15 protein-coding genes are annotated in these 18250 nt (G+C 69.9%); all 15 read right to left on the bottom strand.

The annotated features are described in order from the left end of the window. Window positions 1-34: 34 nt before the first annotated feature. Window positions 35-3166, bottom strand: a complete 3132-nt coding sequence (locus tag ACFV15_RS34440) for a DUF4157 domain-containing protein (RefSeq protein ID WP_378355779.1) — start codon at window positions 3164-3166, stop codon at window positions 35-37. A gap of 2 nt (window positions 3167-3168) precedes the next feature. Further along, the gene (locus ACFV15_RS34435; protein ID WP_378355777.1) at window positions 3169-3381 is read right to left on the bottom strand and encodes a hypothetical protein; all 213 of its coding nucleotides are present in this window, start codon (window positions 3379-3381) and stop codon (window positions 3169-3171) included. 2 nt (window positions 3382-3383) lie between these two features. Further along, window positions 3384-5375: a hypothetical protein gene (locus tag ACFV15_RS34430; RefSeq protein WP_378355776.1), complete on the bottom strand. Its 1992-nt coding sequence runs from the start codon at window positions 5373-5375 to the stop codon at window positions 3384-3386. 16 nt (window positions 5376-5391) lie between these two features. Beyond that, on the bottom strand, window positions 5392-7026 hold the full coding sequence (locus ACFV15_RS34425) for a phage tail protein (protein ID WP_378355774.1): 1635 nt from the start codon (window positions 7024-7026) through the stop codon (window positions 5392-5394). Beyond that, window positions 7023-9149, bottom strand: a complete 2127-nt coding sequence (locus ACFV15_RS34420) for a putative baseplate assembly protein (RefSeq protein ID WP_378355773.1) — start codon at window positions 9147-9149, stop codon at window positions 7023-7025. The genes ACFV15_RS34425 and ACFV15_RS34420 overlap by 4 nt, the downstream gene beginning before the upstream one ends. Continuing rightward, window positions 9146-9535: a GPW/gp25 family protein gene (locus ACFV15_RS34415; protein ID WP_378355772.1), complete on the bottom strand. Its 390-nt coding sequence runs from the start codon at window positions 9533-9535 to the stop codon at window positions 9146-9148. Before ACFV15_RS34415 ends, ACFV15_RS34420 begins: the two co-directional genes overlap by 4 nt. After that, window positions 9532-9870 carry a hypothetical protein gene (locus ACFV15_RS34410; protein ID WP_378355771.1) on the bottom strand — a complete coding sequence of 113 codons (339 nt, stop codon included), beginning with the start codon at window positions 9868-9870 and terminating at the stop codon, window positions 9532-9534. The genes ACFV15_RS34415 and ACFV15_RS34410 overlap by 4 nt, the downstream gene beginning before the upstream one ends. Before the next feature lie 13 nt (window positions 9871-9883). Then, entirely contained in the window at window positions 9884-11524 is a 1641-nt protein-coding gene (locus ACFV15_RS34405) for a phage baseplate assembly protein V (protein ID WP_378355769.1), read from the bottom strand. After that, window positions 11521-12240: a LysM peptidoglycan-binding domain-containing protein gene (locus ACFV15_RS34400; RefSeq protein ID WP_378355767.1), complete on the bottom strand. Its 720-nt coding sequence runs from the start codon at window positions 12238-12240 to the stop codon at window positions 11521-11523. The genes ACFV15_RS34405 and ACFV15_RS34400 overlap by 4 nt, the downstream gene beginning before the upstream one ends. 1 nt (window position 12241) lies before the next feature. Beyond that, complete coding sequence (locus ACFV15_RS34395; protein WP_378355765.1) at window positions 12242-13042, bottom strand: DUF4157 domain-containing protein; 801 nt, start codon at window positions 13040-13042, stop codon at window positions 12242-12244. A 148-nt stretch (window positions 13043-13190) separates the two neighbouring features. Further along, complete coding sequence (locus tag ACFV15_RS34390; RefSeq protein WP_378355763.1) at window positions 13191-13559, bottom strand: hypothetical protein; 369 nt, start codon at window positions 13557-13559, stop codon at window positions 13191-13193. Beyond that, window positions 13556-13996, bottom strand: coding sequence for a phage tail protein (locus ACFV15_RS34385; RefSeq protein WP_378355761.1), 441 nt, complete (start codon window positions 13994-13996; stop codon window positions 13556-13558). Before ACFV15_RS34385 ends, ACFV15_RS34390 begins: the two co-directional genes overlap by 4 nt. 9 nt (window positions 13997-14005) lie before the next feature. Then, window positions 14006-15148 (bottom strand): phage tail sheath family protein, encoded by a 1143-nt coding sequence (locus ACFV15_RS34380; protein ID WP_378355760.1) that lies wholly within the window; start codon window positions 15146-15148, stop codon window positions 14006-14008. Window positions 15149-15166: 18 nt separating this feature from the next. Beyond that, the gene (locus tag ACFV15_RS34375; protein ID WP_378355758.1) at window positions 15167-15976 is read right to left on the bottom strand and encodes a Pvc16 family protein; all 810 of its coding nucleotides are present in this window, start codon (window positions 15974-15976) and stop codon (window positions 15167-15169) included. Further along, window positions 15949-17961, bottom strand: a complete 2013-nt coding sequence (locus tag ACFV15_RS34370) for an ATP-binding protein (protein ID WP_378355757.1) — start codon at window positions 17959-17961, stop codon at window positions 15949-15951. Before ACFV15_RS34370 ends, ACFV15_RS34375 begins: the two co-directional genes overlap by 28 nt. Window positions 17962-18250: the final 289 nt, after the last annotated feature.

Raw genomic sequence — 18250 nt, 5'->3', positions numbered from 1 at the left:
CGCCTCAGTGGCCGGCGATACGACTCACGGTGCGTCAGGGGGCGGTTTCGCGGACCAGGATCATGGGGCGGCGGCCGGTCAGTTCCTCGTAGGCCGCCGCCATCTTGGCCAGGCGTTTCGCGGAGTCGGGGGTCAGCTCGGGCACCGTGAGCATCGCCGAGTCGCGGGCGACCGAGGCGCCAGGGGTCGGGGTGAGCAGGTCGCGCCAGAGCTGGTCGAGTTTGCCGTCGGAGAGTTCGCCTTCGACGGTGAACTCGTGGACGCCGTGGTCGCTGACGCGGAGTTTGTCGCCCGCGTCGGAACGCAGGCGCGGGGCGTCGCCGCCTCGGGTGAGGTCCTCGCCGACCAGGCGCTCGTAGACGTGGCCGAGTTCCTGGGCCTTGCCGGGGTTCGCCTTGAGTTCGTCATGGAGCGCCTTGTGCTGGGCCTGGAGATCCCTGCGGACGGGGTTCTTGAAGACTCGGACGCGGGCGTCCGGCTCGGGCTTCGGCAGGCTGGATGGCGTGGAGCGGGCGACCGGGTGGGTGGGCAGGTCTTTGAACTCGCTGAGGTTCGGCCTGCGGTTCTTTTCGCTGAACGGTTCGCCGCGGCGCTGGCGTGGTGCCTCGCCGGGTTCGAGTACCCACTTCTGGACGTTCTCAAGGTGTCCTTCTGACGTTTTAAGCTCGCCGGCGCGCTTTATGAGCTGTTCCTCTCGTAGCTTGAGTTCTGCCTCCGCCGCGAGGTGGCCGTCGGCGGCGGCCTTGTGTGCTTTTTCCGCGGCCGCCAGCTCTGAAGCTGCCTTGCGGAGTTGTTCGTTGGCGTCTTTTCTGGCGCTGATGGCAGGGCGTTTCGCTCCGGGCTTGGCGTCGGCGACGGCGGCCACCGCGGTCTCGGCTTTGGCGGCCGCTTCCTGGTGACGGGTCTTCGCCGTCTCGAGGCGCTGGGCGGCGGTGGTGCGTTCACCCGCCGTCGTGGTCACGGCGGTGGAGGCGTTGTCGACCCGGGTTTGGGCTGTCGCGGCCCTGGTGCGGGCCTTCGCTACGACGTTTTCCTGGGCGGCGACACGGTCGATCGGCGCGGCGGTGTGCGGTGGCGCGGCGGCAGGCGACGGGGTGGCCGCGGCCGGAGGCTGCGGGGCGGGAGCGGGGTGCGGGGCAGGCTCGGGGTGTGAGGCGGGCGCCAGGGGTTCCGGGACGGGCTCCGGCAGTCGCATTCTGGCCGCCTGTTTCGGAGGGGCGCTCGATGGTGGCGGCTCGTCGTGGAACGCGCTCGGTCCGCCAAACGGCTCGGGCTCGAGGACGATCCGGGGCCCACGCGGCTGCTCGGTCGCGATGCGCGGCCCGCCCACCGGCTCAGGCTCGACAGCGATCCGGGGCCCGCGCGCGGGTTCGGGCTCCACCGCGATCCGCGGCCCACCGACCGCTTCGGGCTCGACAGCGATACGCGGCCCACCAGCCGTTTCGGGCTCGGTCGCGACCCGCACTTTGGGTGCCTCTTCGCGCGTGGCCACGCGCACGCGCCGGGCGGGCTGCTTGGCCGCGCCCAGCGCTGTCGCGGAGGCCGCCGCGATCGACGCGTTGGTCGTCGCCTCCTGCCAGGTGCCGCCCGCCGCGAGTGTCACGCCGCCCGCGATGACCGACGATCCGCCGATCTCCACGCTCTTCCCCAGCAGCGGACGCCCGCCCGAGGCGAGCCGGGCTCCGGCCGTGCCGAGTGGCGCGGTGACCACGCCGGTCGCGAAGCCCGTGCCACCGGCCTCGAGGACCTCGCCGGCCGACTTGCCCTGCAAGGCCGCGTCGGTCGCCTGGCCGACCGCGTTGGTGCTGCCTTCGACCGCGGCCCGGCGGACCACCTGCTGACCGAACGACAAGCCCTCGCCGCCCGCGGCACCCGCACTGCCGAGCCCATGACCCGCGCCGGCGGTGAGCCCGGTGACGAAGCCTTCGCGGGCACCGCGTTTGGCTTCGCCCACGGTCTCCTTGTAGGAAACCTTGCCGTGCACGATCTTCTGGCCTGCCGCCGACGCGCTCGACCGCAGGCCGGCGCCCACTACGGCGCCGACCCCACCGGTGCCGAGCGCGGTGGCGCCGGTCGCCAGCGCGCCGGTCGCGCCCGTCGCCGCCACACCGGTGGCGACCACCGGGGCCGCGAGGATGACCGCGGCCGTGATCGCGATGGCGAACGAGACGTCGCGGACCACCTCCAGCTCACCGACGAGCTTCTGGCCGCCTTTCTGGATCGCGTCCATGTACGCGTTCCACTCGCGGACGCTGTCGCGGTAGTCGCGGTCGGCCATGGCGAGCAGCCGGGCCGCTTCGCGCAGGTTTCCTTCCGCCAGCGCGCGTTCGCCGTCCTTGGCCCAGCGGATCGCGTGACTCCACATGCCGATGTGCGGTGGCACCACACCGGACCGGATGTCGACCGCGATGCCGATCAGCGAGCCGGGATGCCGGACGACGTCACCGAGTGATTCGGCGCTGCCGTGGACCTCCTTCATGAACCACTCGTGGGTCGAGCGGTTGTTTTCGGCGTAGTCCCTGGCTTTCCGCAGCCCTTGCCGGACCCGGCTTTCCGCCTGCTTCTTCAGTTCGGCCAGCTCGGCGGCGGTGCCCTGCTGTTTCTTGCCGTTCTCGTCGACCCACTCGTAGCGCGGCTCGGCGGCCGGTTTCGCGGCCGGTGTCTCGGGCAGGCGCGCGACGCCGACCGGGGCACCGCCCGACACCGCGGCGGGTTTGCCCGCGGCCACGGCCGAAGCCGCCCGGTCCGCGTCGGCTTCCAATCCTGGGCTCTGCGCCTTGCCGTGACCACCGGCGCGTTGCTGGACGACGTGGGCGAGTTCGTGCGCGAGCGCCGCGGTGCCCTCCGGCGTCTCCGGCGCGTACTGGCCTGGCCCGAACACGACGGCGTCGCCGAAGGTGAAGGCCCGCGCGTGGACGGCCTGGGCGGCCGAGGAGTCCGTGTGCACGCGAACCCGGCCGAAGTCGGTGCCGAACCGTTGCTCCATAAAGGACCGGACCGAGGGATCCAGTGCCCGGCCAGGAGTTCCGAGCAGCGCCGCGACGGCCTGGTTTCCGGCCCCGCTCTGCAACTCGGCCATGGCGTCCGGGATCGGCACCGCACCGGCCGCGCACGGGCTCGGCGCAGGTGGTCCGGAGTGAGCCCGGTCGTGCACTGGACCGTCCACCGCTACCCCACCGTCAGCTCTTCGGAGCCGTTCTTGGACCGCAGCTCTTCGAGTACCTGGATCGCGCCGCTGATCCTCAGCAGCGTCTCGCGCAGTTCGACCTCTTCGCGGGTCAGCTCACGCAGCCGCGTGTCGCCGGCCTGGTACTCGCGCTTCAACTCCGCGAGCCTCTCTTCCAGCAGATCCAGCACGCCGATCACCTCTCCAGTCGTCATTCTCACTCCGGCTCGACATACCCCATCGCCCGCGAAACGGGCTCGCCGTGCAGTTCCGGGAACAGGTAGCTGCCCTGGTCGGCTTCGTCCTTTTCGGACTCGACGACCAGCGGGTGCGCTTTCGCGTAGACGTCATGGCGGACGCCCGTGATCTGCCAGGAGACCTTGGTTCCCGGTTCACCGCCCGCGATGGCGAACCGGTTGCCCGTCAGCTCCGTCCCGATGTGCAGGCCGGGCGCGGCGTGGCCGATCGGGGTGAGCTGATAGCGGAACCGTTCGTTGAGCGCCTCGAACCACTCGGGCAGTTCGACGGCCGCCGTGCCGTCGGCGCCGAGTTCGGCCACGCCGTCGTAGACGTTCTTCATCTCGTCGCTCTCGACATTCGAGTGGCACAGCACCTTGCCTGCCGGGTCGAGCGGGTGATCGATGCGGAACTGGTTGTCAGCCTTGGTCAGCGTGCCGCGGATGTCGACGTTGCCCCAGAAGATCCCGGCCGGTCTGCCGATCGCCCAGATCCCGGCTCGGTCACCGTCGGCGATGGCCCAGATGGCGTGCACCGCGCCGTCGTTCTTCACGGTGAGCCTGGCCGTCCTGAGGTCCTCGGCGCCGATGCCGACCCGCCCGGTGACCGCCAGGTTGCCCGGCCCGGGATTGCCCCACCGGTACGCCCCGCCGACGTTCAGGCTGACAGAGGAGAAGACACCCGGTGTGTGCACGCCGGCAGGAAAAGCCAAGCCCTGGTTCAGGCGCAGGTAGGCGTCCCCGCTCGACATGGCCAGCCTGCCGCTGATGCCGATGCTGCCGTTCACGTCCAGCGTGTGCGCGGGCGCGCTGGTGGCGACGCCGACCGTGCCGCCGGTGTCCTGCAGCACCACCTTGCCGCCCGCGGACGACGAGCGGATGTACCAGTCGCCCGTCGTGCCCCAGTGGACGTGACTCCAGTTCGGCCCGCACGCGGGTTTGAAGAACGCCGCGGTGTTCCAGGTGTTGTCCGGGGTGTTGTCGACGACGGCGAGCAGCGCGCCCGAGAGCGTGGTGTTGCCGCCGACCCGCAGCCAGCCCGCGACACCGAGGTTCCCGGCGCCCAGCTCCGCGCCCCCGTTGGCACCGCCCACGTTCAGGCTCGACGACGCGAAGCTGCCCGGCGTCGAGATGCCTCTCGCGAATGCCTTGTTCTTGTTCAGCACCAGCCTGCCGCTGTCCTGCGACACCGCGGACAGGCCGCCCAGCGACAGCTCACCCCTGAGGTCGACGCGCGCTGTCGCCGCCTCGATCGTCAGCGCCTTACGCGGCACGTCACCGGAGAACGACAGCACGACGTTGCCGTTCGGGTCGGCCGCCAGCTCGGCCGCCGCGCCCTGGTCGGCGCTCAGTGCCGTGCCCTCGCTACTGGCACGCGGGATCCGCAGCTCGAGCTTGCCCGCGGGCACTCCGGCCGGCCGCCGCAAGCCCGTGATCAATGCGGTCACCTTGCCGCCCGCGTCCACGGTCACCCCGGCCAGCACCACCTGCTTGCCGACATCGGCGAACCCCGTCACCGGGACCATCCGCAGCCACGGCGCGTGCAGCAACGCGGGCGCGTTCGCCAAGGTGTTGTCCCCCAGCACTTCCCGCCACGTGATCGTCAGCAGGAAGTCACCGGCGGTGGCCGTGGCGACGGCGACGCCCGCCGCCTCGACCGGCACCGTGGGCACGTTCTGCAGCTGATCGGGATCGACACCCGGATCGACCACGGCCACGCCGCCCACCGCCAGCACGACCACGGAGCCCGCCGCGTCGGCCGCACTGCCCGGTGTGACCGTCACCCCGGCGGCGCCGGCGGTGGCCGTCACGCGCAGACCGGCCGCGACGCCCCAGCCGTGCAGGCCGGCGGTGCGCGCCCGGTCCAGCGGGATCAGGTAGTCCTCGACGTCGGTCACGCTCTCGCCGTGCCCTGTCGCGCCACTTCGGACAGTGCCGGTGCTGACATTCCAGTACTCGGTCCGCCGTATCATCACCGGCTCCTTTCGCTCACGAGAAAATCGAGGTGACCAGGTTCCACACGGTGTGTGCCGGTTTCTGCCGGTCGGCGATGGCCCGGATGGTGACCACCGCCCGGTTGAGCGCGAGCCGCCTGGCGTCGGGGTCCGGCGGCAGTCTCGGCTGGGCGAAATGGATGACCACGTCGAACTGGAACGGCCGCACCCTGGTCAGCAGCAACCGGGGATCGACGGCGGGCCAGCCACCCGCCGGCTGCCCCGGATCGCAGACGACCAGGCGGTCGCCGTCGGCCACCATCCCGGTCGGGTAGACGAACTGGCCGGGCTCGGTGATCCGCTCGGCGCGGCCCGTCACGTCCACACGGAACACGGCGGCGTGCTCGGCCACCGGGCAGATGTAGGGATCGGTGGTGGACGGCGAGAACGGCTTCAGCCCTGCGTCGAGCACGTAGAGCACCCCGTCGCGGGTGCGTGCGAGACCGGTCGGCGCGACCAGCGGATTGGCCGCCGGGAGCAAGGTCGTCTCCGTCCACACGGGAGTCTTGCGGTCGACCTTGACCAGATTTCCGGGGAACTGCGCGGAATTCTCCGGTTCCTGGACGCCACCGTCACCGATGAGCAGCGTCCCGTCCGGTTCGACGGCCAGCGACAACGGCTCGCGGACCGTGCGCAGCGGCGTGCGGGTCACCGCGAGCGGCGACGGACGGACCGTGATGATCTTGGGCGGGTTCGGCGTGCCGGGACCGTCGCCGCGGTCGAGGACGAGCAGGTCGCCCGCCGCGTCCACCACCATCGCGACCGGAGCCAGCGTCGTGCCCCCGCTGACCAGCGAGGTCACCTGCGTCGCGGCGCCTGTGCGGAACGGCGCGGGAACGGCCTGCAGCCGCCCTGCCCGGTCGAGCACGTAGAGCGTGTCCGGATTCTTGCGGACCGCGACGGCCACGACCCTGGTCAGCGTGAGCGTGGTCTTGGCGATCGGCTGCGGTTTCGGTGGCGCGCCGGCCATGTCGCAGTTGCCTGACGCGTCCAGATGCCACACCCGGTTCTTCAGCTGGACGGCGAGCCCGTCCGGCAGCCCGAGGTCGCCGACGATCAGGCCACCGTCCGGCGAGGTCGTCACACACCACGGCCGCGTCACGCCTTCGGAGCGGACCTCGCGGCCGACGACCACCGGCCCTTTCGTGACCATGCCGGTCACCACCGCGGGCCGCCCGGGCACCGGCGAGACGGCGAGCAGGCGCGTGCCGTCGTCCAGCGCGACCCGCGCCTGCCCGGCGCCGAGCAGGTCGAGATACCGGCTCAGCCCGAGCTTGCGGCCACGGAGACGATGGAGTTTCGCGATCTCGGCGACCACCTTGCGGCGCTGGTACTCGTCCCACAGATCGGTGCCGCGCGGCGCGGGGAAGTCGAGCCCGGCCAGCGAAGCGAGCCACGGCAGGAACTCCGGCGGCGCCGCCCACGGGTCGAAGACACCGGCCCGCCGCTCGATCTCGTCGGTGAGCGGCCCGTGCGTGTGATCGCCGTGCGCCAGTGAGACGCCGTCGTCGATCCCGGTCAGCACCTTCTCGAAGATCCGCAGCATCGCGCCGAGTGAGAACTCCGACGAGCCGGAGTCCTCCCACAGCACCGGCGGCAGGTACTTGAGGTAGTCGCTCGTCGCGGTCATGCGCTCTGCACCGTGACCTTGATCGTGTGCGCGCCGTCGGCCGCCGCGCACACGAGTTCGTAGTCGGCGACCCGCACCGAGGCGCCGAACGGCGAGAGCCGGAACGGGCGCTCGTTGTCCTGGTCGTAGTTGGCCGCGGTGCCGTCCGGGTTGAGCGGCGGGAAGTGATAGGCGGGGATGTCCGGACGGACCTGCAGCACCGAGAGATAGCCGAGGTCCTCCGACGGCGCGATCGCGCGCAGCAGGTCCGAGGTGAGCACCGGCTGCCCGATCTGCCAGCCCGTACCGCCCGGCCCGCCCGCCGTCGGATGCAGGAACCGGCCGATCGCGCCGAGCATGTCGGCACGCACCTGGTTCTGGTCGGCACCGGCGTCGATCGCCTCCTGCCAGACGACCAGCTCGACATTGACGATCACCGGCAGGTACCGCGGGCCGTGGACTTCCAGGTGCGCGGTCACTTCCCGCCGGGGCTCCAGGTAGGCACGGACCGCGCGCAGCTGGTCCTGCGCCGGTTCCGGCCTGGCGACCGACAGGCCCTGGTCCGGCACGACGATCACGGTGACCGAGCCGGGCGCCCTGACGATCCCGGCGTAGGTCCACGGATCGTCGCCCTTCGACCGCGGGCTCAGGCACCGGCAGATCGCGACGTTGTCACCGGCTTCGGTGGCCAGCAGCTCGAAGTCCTCGGCGGTCACCGCGCGGTCGCGCGCCCGGAATTCGGCCGGCGCGCGGCGCACTGTCTCGTCGACGGTCTCCTCGTCGGCGCCGTCGAGTCCTGGTCCGGCGTTCGTCACCCCGGTGATCCCGGCGGGCAGCGCGCCCGCCTTGGTCGTGCCGAGCACGCTCACCTGCCCCGGCTCGACGTTCCCGGCCGCGCCCGCGTCCACATGCCGGTAACTCGACGCCCGGATCTGGCTGCCCGCAGGAGGAATCGAGCCGTGCTCGTCGTCGCCGAAACGGATCTCGCCGGTGACCGGGTCCGCCAGGAAGACCCGTCCGGGACCGTGCGGCAGCGTGGCCGCGCGGGTCCAGTCCTGCCACACGGGAGGGCTTCCGGTGCCGACCTGGATCGCCAAGCCGTCGCCACCGGGTCCTTGGTACAGCGGGCTTTTCTGGAGCTGGAACACCTGGAACGGCTCGCCGGTGCTCTGCCCGAGCAGCTCCGGGGTACGGATGGTCAGCGCGGTGCGCGCCGGAGCCGCGTTGAACAGCAGCCGGTCGATTTCGATGGCGAGCGCGGCCGCGCCGGGGTTGGTGATGCGGGCGCCGAGCCAGAACAGCGGATCGGACGGCGCGGTGGCCGGGTCGCGTGGGGTCACCGACGTCCACGGCTTCGTCGCGGGCGGCCCGGCGGCGCGCTGGGCCGACCAGCCGTCCGGCAGGGTGAGCCGGACCGTCCCGTCGCGATGCAGCGCGTCGGTGCCGTCGGTGACGCCTCCGACCACCGGCCACGCCATCGGTTCGACGGTGTCCTTGGAATGCGTCCACAGCACCGAAACCTGGCCGGTCACGGGATGTGCCAGCCGGTGCCCGATCGCGAACTCGTCCGCGACGCGCCGGTCGAAACCGAGGCACAGCTGGACCGTCTGACCAGGAGGGACCCGCAGGAGATATCGGCTCGTCGGCGGGCCGATCAGCGTCGCGGCCAGCTCGTCGTACTGGCTCGTGGCCGCACCGGACGCGTACGGCCCGATCACCAGCGCGGCCTTCCACGTGGTCGGCAGCACGACGACGTCCTGGTCGGTCTCGAACACGATGGCTTGTAACTGCCCTTCCCGTGCCGCGCTCTGCGCCTGCGTTCCGGCGGGCACGACCACCCGGCCCGCACCGGAGGTGAAGCTCAGATAGGTATGCGCCGGAGCGGGCGGATTCCTGGTGACGCCGAGCAGGTTCAGCACCGCGAGGTGGTTCTTCACCGGTGTCTGGTTGAGCCGGTAGATGACGCTTTCGCCGAGCCAGGCGAACAGCTCGATGAGCGTCATGCCGAGGTCGCTCGGGTTGTGGTCGTTCCACTGTGGAGCGTACTTCGGGATGAGCGCGCGCATCTCGTCGACCAGGTCCTGCCAGGTCCGGTCGTCGAGGTTCGGCGGGACGATCCGCCCGCGTCGCGAGGGAGACGTCATCGCGCACGCTCCAGGTAGAACGGGTAGACGAGGTTGCGCACGTCCTGGGTGACGCGCAGCCGGTAGCGGATGTCGATCAGCAGCGCGGTGCCGAGGTTGTCGTTCACGACCGTCACCTCGAGCACCTCGATCCTCGGCTCCCAGCGGCTCAGCGCCTCGGTCACGTGGTAGCGGGCGAGGTTCGCGGTCGACGCGTTGTTCGGCGCGAACGCGAGACTGTGCAGGTCACAGCCGAACCGCGGGCGCATCAGCCGTTCACCGCACCGGGTGCCGAGGATGATCCGGATCGACTCCTCCACCTTCGCGATGCCCGCCGACTCGCTGAGCCCGCCCTCGGCCAGCCCCAGCGGGAACGCGAGTCCCCTGCCATAGAAGCGCTCGCTCATGACGCCACCAGCTTGATCTGCGCGGACGTGACTTTCAGCGTGCCCGGCACCCCGCCGCTGGTTCCCGCGGTCGCGCCCGCGAGCGTGGCCAGGATGACCGGCATGTCGCCCACCCGCAGTTTCAGCGACCGGCCAGCGGTGATCGGGCCGGTCTTGACGCACGGGACGTCACCCGCCTGCTTGGCCGTACAGCCAGGTCCGATCACCGCGATCCCCGACTCGACCAGCACCGGGAAGCCGAGTACCGCGAGCTTCGCGGCGCTCGTCGGCCGCAGCAGCCCCGGCGGCACGTGCCCGCAGGTGACGGTGCTGTTCATCGTGAGCACGTTCGCCATCGCTCCCCCTCGCTCAGGTGACATCCACTGTGGACGGTGTCATGGAGATCTTCGTGATCCCGCCGCAGGCTTCGAGGCTGATGTTCCCGAGTGCCTTGATCGTGAGGTTGCCTGCCGAGCTGATGGTCACCGACCGGGTCATCGAGTCGAGCGTGACCGAGCTGCCCGCCGTGTCCTCGATGGTCACCTTGCCGAGGCCCGCGGTGTCGTCGAAGGTGATCGTGTGCCCCGCCTTGCTCTTGAGCACCCGTTTGCTGTTCATCCCGTCGAAATTGGTCGCGGGCGGCAGCTGCTTCACCGTCCACAGGCTGCCGATGACGTACGGCTTCGTGAGATCGCCATGCTCGAACGCGACCAGCACCTGGTCGCCTTTCTCGGGCAGCGCGTAGAAACCCATGTCCTTACCGGCCATCGGGCGCGCGCACGGCGCCCAGCCGCTGGTGAAGTTGTCCGACAAACCGGGGAACGACACCTTGACCCTGCCGATCGGGACCTGCGGTGGCACATCGAGCAGCTCGTTGTTCTCCTTGACCTCGGCGACCACCACGCCGTAGAAGCGCTCGGGCTGGTTCGGCGATGGCAGCTCGGAGATGTGCTTGCGCAGCAGGCCGGTCAGGCTCGAATGCCCGCGCTGGGTGATGGAGAACTCGGTGTTGAAGCCGTTCCCGTCGATCCGGTGGGTGACCTTGCGGACCCGGTAGGTCCCGCTGAACCGGCGCCCGACGCCCTGGATCGTGACGTACCGGCCCGCCTTCAGCCCGGGGATGCCGATGCAGGACCCGGAGCCTTCGTACATGCCCTCCAGCAGATCCGCGAGCAGCGACTTGGCCAGCACCATGGCGTCCAGCGGGTTCTCGATCGTCTGCTTGCGGATTCCCTTGCGTGCCAAGGACATCAGCAGGTCGACGGCCGAGCTGCCGATCCGCTCGACCAGGTTGTCCATGTCGAAGTCGGCGGCCAGCGCGGCGCCGTAGATGGTCTGGGCGAGCTCCTGGTTGTAGCCGCGGACTATCTGCAACCCGGCCAGCCCGGCCGCCGAGATGCGCGGGCGGAACGCGGTGAGGTTGCGGCCCCATTCCAGCACGTGCGCGTTGAACTGCGGGCGCGGCAGCTGGAAGTACAGCTTGTCCCAGTCGACGTAGACGTCGAAGAAGTACTGCTGTGCCCGCGCTTTCAGGAACGCCATGTCGCTCTCGACCTTGATCGCCTGTTTCGGCAGGCCGGGTGTCGGGTCGACGATCGGGATCAGGCCGTTCTCCACCGCGAGCCTGGCCGCGATGACGCTGTCGTTCATGAACCGGTACTCGGTCGCCTCCGGCTGGGTGCGGCGCATCTTGTACGACTTGTCGAAACCGGACACGGTGATCGTCGGCGGCCCGTCCTTCGGGAACGACGGCTCGATCGAGACGATCTCGCCGAGCAGCGCGGGCGTCAGCTCGTCGCCGTACCCGAGATGGATCTCGACGGTCTTGCCGAGATCCATCAGCGCCGAGTCGAGCAGGGTGTTGTCGGCGTTGCGCATGGTGATCTTGAACGAGCCCGCGAGGTCGAGGTCGGTCTCGACCTCCAGCGCGAGGATGTGCTCGGTCAGGTCGGCGGCCAGCGTGACACCGGACAGGCGGACCTCGAAGCGGGGCGCGAAAGGCGGGGTCATGGCCGTCCTCCCGGAATGACCAGCGACCGGCCGGGCGGCAGGTGCGTCGGGTCCTCGACCTGGTTGGCCTCGGCGATCTGCCGCCAGCGTCCCGCGTCGCCGAGATAGGCGGCGGCCAGGCCGCTCAAGGTGTCGCCCGCGACGGTGACGTGCACGGTCGACGGGCCGGAGACCACCGCGTCGCCGACCGCGTTGACCACGGCCGAGACGGTCGGCGAGCCGAAGAAGACGCCTTGCTTGATCTCGATCTGGGCCTCGACGTACTCCTGCAGGCGCACGGTCATGGTCGAGCGGACAGGCGTCCCGTCGCGGACGAACAGCGTGAACCGCTGGCCCGCCTCGACCAGCACGCAGCGGAACTGCATACGGCCGAACAGGAACAGCAGCACCGGCGGCGCGTGCGTCTGCTGGCGCTTGTCGAGCAACCGGACGATCGGCTCGGTGTGCTCGCGGACGTCGGCCGGGATCTCGTAGGTGTCGAAGAACAACTCCATGGTGAGCACGCGCGACTTGCCGCGCACGTACTGCAACGGCGGCGCGTCCAGCCCGGGGATGCCCACCTCGGCGAAGGTGTTGCCCTGCTCGAGCTTGAGCTCTTCGGGGTTGTACATGACCGAGTGGCCGACGCCGGTCGTGGTGTCGATGAGCAGCGCCTTGGCCAGCTCGTTGCTGACCGGCATGGCGCGGCCACGTGCGGGGGTGCTTCCCGGCAGCATTTCAGCCTCCCCGCTCGAAATCGGTGCGCAGCAGGCGCATGACGTCGTCGATCAGTCCTCGGCGCAGTTCACCCACATCGAATGGCTCCGGCCCGGCAGGTACTTCCCGGTCGGCGGACGCGGTCATCGGCGTCTGGACTCCCGGTGCCGACGGCGGCGCGGATCGGCCGGGCGTGAACCCATGGTGCGGTGAATCGGCTCGGTGAGCGGGGTGGATGGCCTCGATCTCGCGCGACACCGCGAGGTCTTCCTCGGCGGCGATCCCGCCCGCGGTCGCCCGGTGTGCGGCACCACCCGGTTCCAGGTGGGTGCTGACGTGGGTGGTCTCGTGGGCGAGCAGGCCGAACCCGGCAGGCTCGTCCGGCTGGAAACGGCCCTCTCGGAAATAGACGTCGGCGCCGGTCGTCACGGCGTCGGCCCGATGCTCGCGGGCGACCGCGTCGGCGGCGGGATCGGCGTGCACTCGCAGCACGTCGGCGCCGGGACCGGAGACCTTGCGCAGGCGGGCACGGACGTCCGCGGGGACCGGTCGTCCAGGCTCGGGATCCGGGTCGGGTACTTCCACTGTGGACTGGTCCTCAATGGACTCGGCGGGTTCCTCGACGCTGTGGGGCGCCCGGCGCGCGCGGACCATGGGCGCCGACGGGGATTCGGTGCGGTCGAAGCGGTTCCCGAAACCGGCCGACAGTTCCTCGGCGCGGCGCAGTACGGGCGCGAACCGGCCGCCCGACGGCTCGATCGGCGCGTGCCGGTCCGCGAGCGCGTGCCCGGCCTCGTCGAGCCGTTCACCCAGCGTCTTCACCTGTCTTCTCCCTCCACCAGCTCGGCGACCTCACTCACCCAGCGCAGGCGTTGCGCGTGATCGAGGCCGAGCACCTCGGTGAGGGTCCAATGCACATGCCGTCCGAGAAAGGCCGCCTCCTGGTGGACCCGGTCCAGGGGGTAGCCCGCTATCCCCCCAGCGGCGCCACCTCCACCTGATGGCTCCGGCCGCAGTGCGGGCAGTCGACCGTGACGACCCGCGGGGTCAGCCCGTTGACCTGGTTGTAGAGGTCCTGCAGGTACGCGAGATCCTCCGAGAAGAGCCCCTCGATGACGCCCGCGTTGATCTCCTCGAGCGCGCCGAGCTTGACCACCACCCTGGAAAGCAGGATGACGATCAGGTACGCGGGCCAGTTGCGCACGCGCGGGTCCTTGAGCGGGTAGATCTCGTCGGCGGCCGTCGCCAGCCGCATCACACCCGCGCGGTGCAGGCTGCCGTCCTTGCCGACGTAGCCTTTCGGCAGCTCGAAGCCGATCTCGGTGCTCAGCGTGCTCATACCCTGGTCAGCCCCTCGTGGGCGAGCACGAGCGTGTCGATCGCGATGTCGCTGCCCTTGGCGTTGAACGCCGGGCCCTCCCATTTGGCAGGCCACGCGCGGACGAAGTTCCACCGCGCCACCTCGGTCTGGTTCGCGAGGTCGAACACCACGATCGCGCCTGTCTTGCGCACGACGTTGCCGTCCACGATCTGCTGGCGCCAATCCCACAGCAGCCGGGACCCGGTGAGCCCGCGCTTGAGGGTGATGTCGCCGTAGCTGGTCTTGCCTGGCAGTTTGCGCACCGTCGAGTTGTCACCGCCTTCGCGGTTCTCGATCACCTCGGTCGCCGAGCTGAGCCCGGTGCATTCGCTGAAGCTCGCCTCGGCGATGTCGTCGAGCTCGACCAGGAAGTTGAAGTTGCGGAACGGGTCGACCCGCTGACCTGTCTGAGCCATCTGCTTCTCCTAACCCTCGATGCCGCGTGCGCCGCCGTCCCAGAGGCCGATGCGCAAGACGATCCATTCGGCCGGCCGGGTGGGCGCGAGTCCGATCTCGATGACGACCTGGCCGAGATTGCGCACGGCAGGCGGGTTGAGCTCCTCGGTGATCCGCACGTAGAAGGCCTCTTTGGCGCTGGTCCCGAACAACGCGCCCGCCTCCCAGACCCTCGTGAGGAACTCGGTGATGGTGCGTTCGAGTCCCTTCCACAGCGCCTTGTTGTTCGGCGCGAAGACCGCCCAGCGGATGCCCTGCTTGATCGAATCCTCCACATAGGACACGAGGCGCCGGACGTTGACGTGCCGCCATTGCGTGCCACCTGTGAGCGTGCGCGCGCCCCACACCAGCGGCGGGCCGCCGGGGAACCGCCGGATCGCGTTGATGTTGCGTGAGTTCAGCGCGCCCTGCTCGCTGTCGTTGAGCGCGAAATCAAGGTCGACCGCGCCGCGCACGGTCTCGTTCGCGGGTGCCTTGTGCACACCGACCGTGTCATCGCAGCGCGCCATCACCCCCGCGACGTGACCGGACGGTGGGACGGTCACGGTCGCGGAGGTGCCCGGCTGCGCCGCCGGGTCGGCGATGACGATCCACGGCCAGTAGAGCGCGCCGAACCCGTTGTCGGACTTGAGCCCGTCACGCTGCGCCTGCAACGGGCCGCCCGCTTTGAGCGGCTGGGTGTCCGGTGCGCCGTCGAGCACCGCGAACCGGTCGCCGAGCGCCTCGCAGTGGGCGATCACCTTGGCCTGGATCGCCGGGTCGACCACGCCGGGCAGGCACACCATGCTCACGTCGGGCAGCCTGGTCAGCGCGTCGAGCGCGCCGTCCAGCCCGGAGTTGTCCTTGATCGGCACGATGTAGGCGAACGTGCCGCCGTTCTCGAAGAACCCGCGCACGGCGTAGGGCAGCTGCAGCCCGGCCTTGTAGTCACCGAAGAACCCCAGGTACGCGGTCCAGTTGGTGACGGCGACCGGTTTGCCAGCCACGTTGGTGCCGAGGTCCTTCACCGTGCCGATCAGCGCGGGGACGCTCGTGCCGGCGCCCGCGATCGGCCCGGCTGGCGTTATCTCCTCGACGTAGACGCCCGGCGCCTTCTTCTCGTAGTCCACCATCTCGCCCTCCCGGGGCTGTTACGCCAGCACGACGTTGTGCACTTGACTGTTCTGGGCATACGTGACCGGCACGTCCTGCGTGTGCCCGGCGGCCTGCACCCGCAGCGTGTAGCCGCCGAATTCGAGATCGGCGACACGGAACAGCCCGCGCGCGTCCGAAACCACGCTCGTCCCGCGTTCGACCACCGTCACGCTCGCGCCCGCCACCGGCGCGAGCGCCTGGTCGAGCACCCGCCCGGCGAGCACCGGACGTTCCGTCGACATGCTCTCCAGCCGGAAACCCTCGACCGCGCGGATCTGTTCTTCCGATGCGGCCAGGTTCATCGCGATGGTCACGCTCACCGAGAACGCGGGCCGGGGCGCGATCCCGAGCGCGCTCCAGAAATGCCCCATCGACTGGCCTTCCGCGGTCCGCGCGACCACTGTGGACAGTGGATACGGCTGGCCGGTGAGTCCACCTTGGAGGAACCGGTCCTCGATCACCGGGAACCGGGTCAGCCACAGCAGTGCGAGCCCGAGCAGCCGGTGTTCCTCGCGTGCCTTCAGCGCGGCCGTCTCGGCCGACCAGGCGGTGGCCAGGTAGACGCAGTTGACTCGCAAGACGGGCGAGCGGGTGCGGTACATGTTGTCCACCCGCTCCAGCACTCGGCTGTCGTCACGCAGCGCGCGGTCCTCGGCGACCTCGTGCAGGAACAGGTTGACCGTCTTCTGCGCGGGCGCGTAGGAGCGATCGGGGCTTTCGAAGCTGATGTGCGCGTTGCGCAGCTCTTCGGGAGCTGTGGCGTCGGTGAGCATCGCGCTCAACGTGGCGTCGAGGTCGTGGAACATGGCGCACCTCCCTCCGTTTCAGGGAGGATCCGGCCCATCTTGCGGTACTCGCGCCTGATCGCGTCGAGCATCTGCTCCATGCCGAGCGGGGTTTCCCTTGCGGCGGTGAGGAAGGCGGCATGCAGCACACAGTTCTTGATGTTGCCGCCCGCGAGCTGGAAGTCGCGCCCGAGCCTGTCGAAGTCGAGTTCGCGCGTGGGCACTTCGGCGGGCAGGCAGACCCGCCAGATCTCCGACCGTTGCGCCTCATCCGGGAACGGGAACTCGACGATGAACTGCAGGCGCCGGGTGAACGCGTCGTCCAGATGCCGCCGCAGGTTCGTGGTGAGGATGGCGATGCCGTCGTACTGTTCCATGCGCTGCAACAGGTACGCGGTCTCGATGTTGGCGTACCGGTCGTGCGCGTCACGGACCTCGGACCGCTTGCCGAACAGGGCGTCGGCCTCGTCGAACAGCAGGATCGCGTCGGCGTCGGCCGCCGCGGCGAACACCCGGTCGAGGTTCTTCTCGGTCTCCCCGATGTACTTGCTGATCACGGCGGACAGGTCGATCTTGAACAGGTCGAGCCCGAGTTCGCCCGCGATCACCTCGGCGGCCATGGTCTTCCCGGTACCCGGCGGCCCGGCGAACAGCGCCGTCGTCGCACCCGCGTTCGGGAACCGCCGGTCGAATCCCCAGTCCCGCCAGACCCGCCCGCCGAGCGTCACGCGCTCGCACATCTCGCGCAGCTGGGTCAGCGAGTCGCCGGGCAGCACCAGCTCACCCCACCCGGCCATCGGCTCGACCTTGGTCGCCAGCCCCGCGAGATGATGCCGCGTCTGCGCTCGCGCGGCCGCGAACAACCCGTCCCTTGTGAAGCTGGTGGCCGTCGCCACGGCCTCGGCCACCTGCCCTGGCCCGAACCGGAAGCGGTTCGCCAAGTCGTCGACCAGCTCAGGCGGCACCCCATGGCTTTCCCAAATCCGCCGGCGCACCGCGAAGCCGCGTCGTTCGAACGACACCTCGCGCACGCCCAGCGGCTCCCCCGCCACCGGCGTCCATTCCTGGTGGCCCGCGAGCACCACCGTTCCTTTGTGCTCGGCCATGGCCCGTGCGAGTTCAGGCGTCAGCGTGTCGACGCCGTCGAGATAGAGGAGTGCCCCGTGCAAGGCCGCCTCCCGGAACAGGCGGAACGGATCCTCGGAGAGCCGGCGCAGGTCAGCCGTCAGCGCCGGCACCCGTAGTTCCCCGGCGAGTGCCCCCGCGGTGAACCGCCGCCCGGATCCCTCCGGCCCCCGGAAGTACAGCCTTGTGGCTTCTCGGTTCCGCACGCTCGCGAGTAGAGCGTCACGTTCCGCCGTGTCCAGCGGAACCAGCGTCCATGGCCCGGCCTCCGCGGTGAGCCGCACCCCGCTCGCGGCGAGCGCACGGTCCAGCTCACCGAGGCCGAGCAACACGTCGACGATCTGGTCGTCGAGCACGACAAGGTGCGCGGGCAACGGCGGCGCCACCTGCTGCGCCGGAGCCACGAGTGCGATCAGCCGCTCTTGTGCCAAGGGCGCCTCGACCCCGAACACGCCCCGCGTGCCCGCAAGTAGCTCGAGCGCGAGCTGGACACTCGGCCGCCGCCGTGTCACATCGTCTTGCAGGTACCCGTAAAGCCGTTCGTACCTGAGGTCGGCCTCGGACGCCAGCGCGATGAGCAGCACGTCGAGTTCGAGATCGGTCAGTTTGTAGGTACCGCGCACCCATCGCCAGCCCGGTTCCGCGGCGATGATCTCGTCCCAGCCTGGCTTGATCCTTTGTGGACGTTTAAGAACTTCGAACGCCTTCTCGGCATCCTCCGCCGTGACATAAAGCCCGCGAAAAGGATCACCGGTAAAGCGTTCCCGTGCCTCCGCGAGCCCTTGCGCAAGAATGGCGTCGAGCCGTTGGAACGCGGCGTTTTTCGGGCGCGGCAATGCCTCGCGTTCGTCGAGCGCGGCCGAGCGACCATGATCAGCCACCGCAGCCCCCTCCCTGCCGACGAGACACGCGTTCTCCCTTTCGGTCGCCGCCCGCACCCGCCGTGTAACACGATCGCCGCAGATCTCCACCCGCCTGTGACCTGATCACCCCATTCACTCGGGGCCTCGAAAAATAACCACCCGAATACCCGCACCACAGTGAATTCACCCCAACCCACCTTTCTCCGGATACTCGCTGCCTAGTTAAGAGGCCGCCACCCCACCCCTGATACACCCGATTTCCCAAGGTGGTCGTGAGTGGTATTGCCGGTTCTAACCGGCAATACCA

Origin of the sequence: Amycolatopsis sp. NPDC059657, assembly GCF_042734395.1 — a bacterium.
Classification (GTDB): Bacteria; Actinomycetota; Actinomycetes; order Mycobacteriales; family Pseudonocardiaceae; genus Amycolatopsis.
This window is presented reverse-complemented; position numbering and strand designations above follow the sequence as displayed.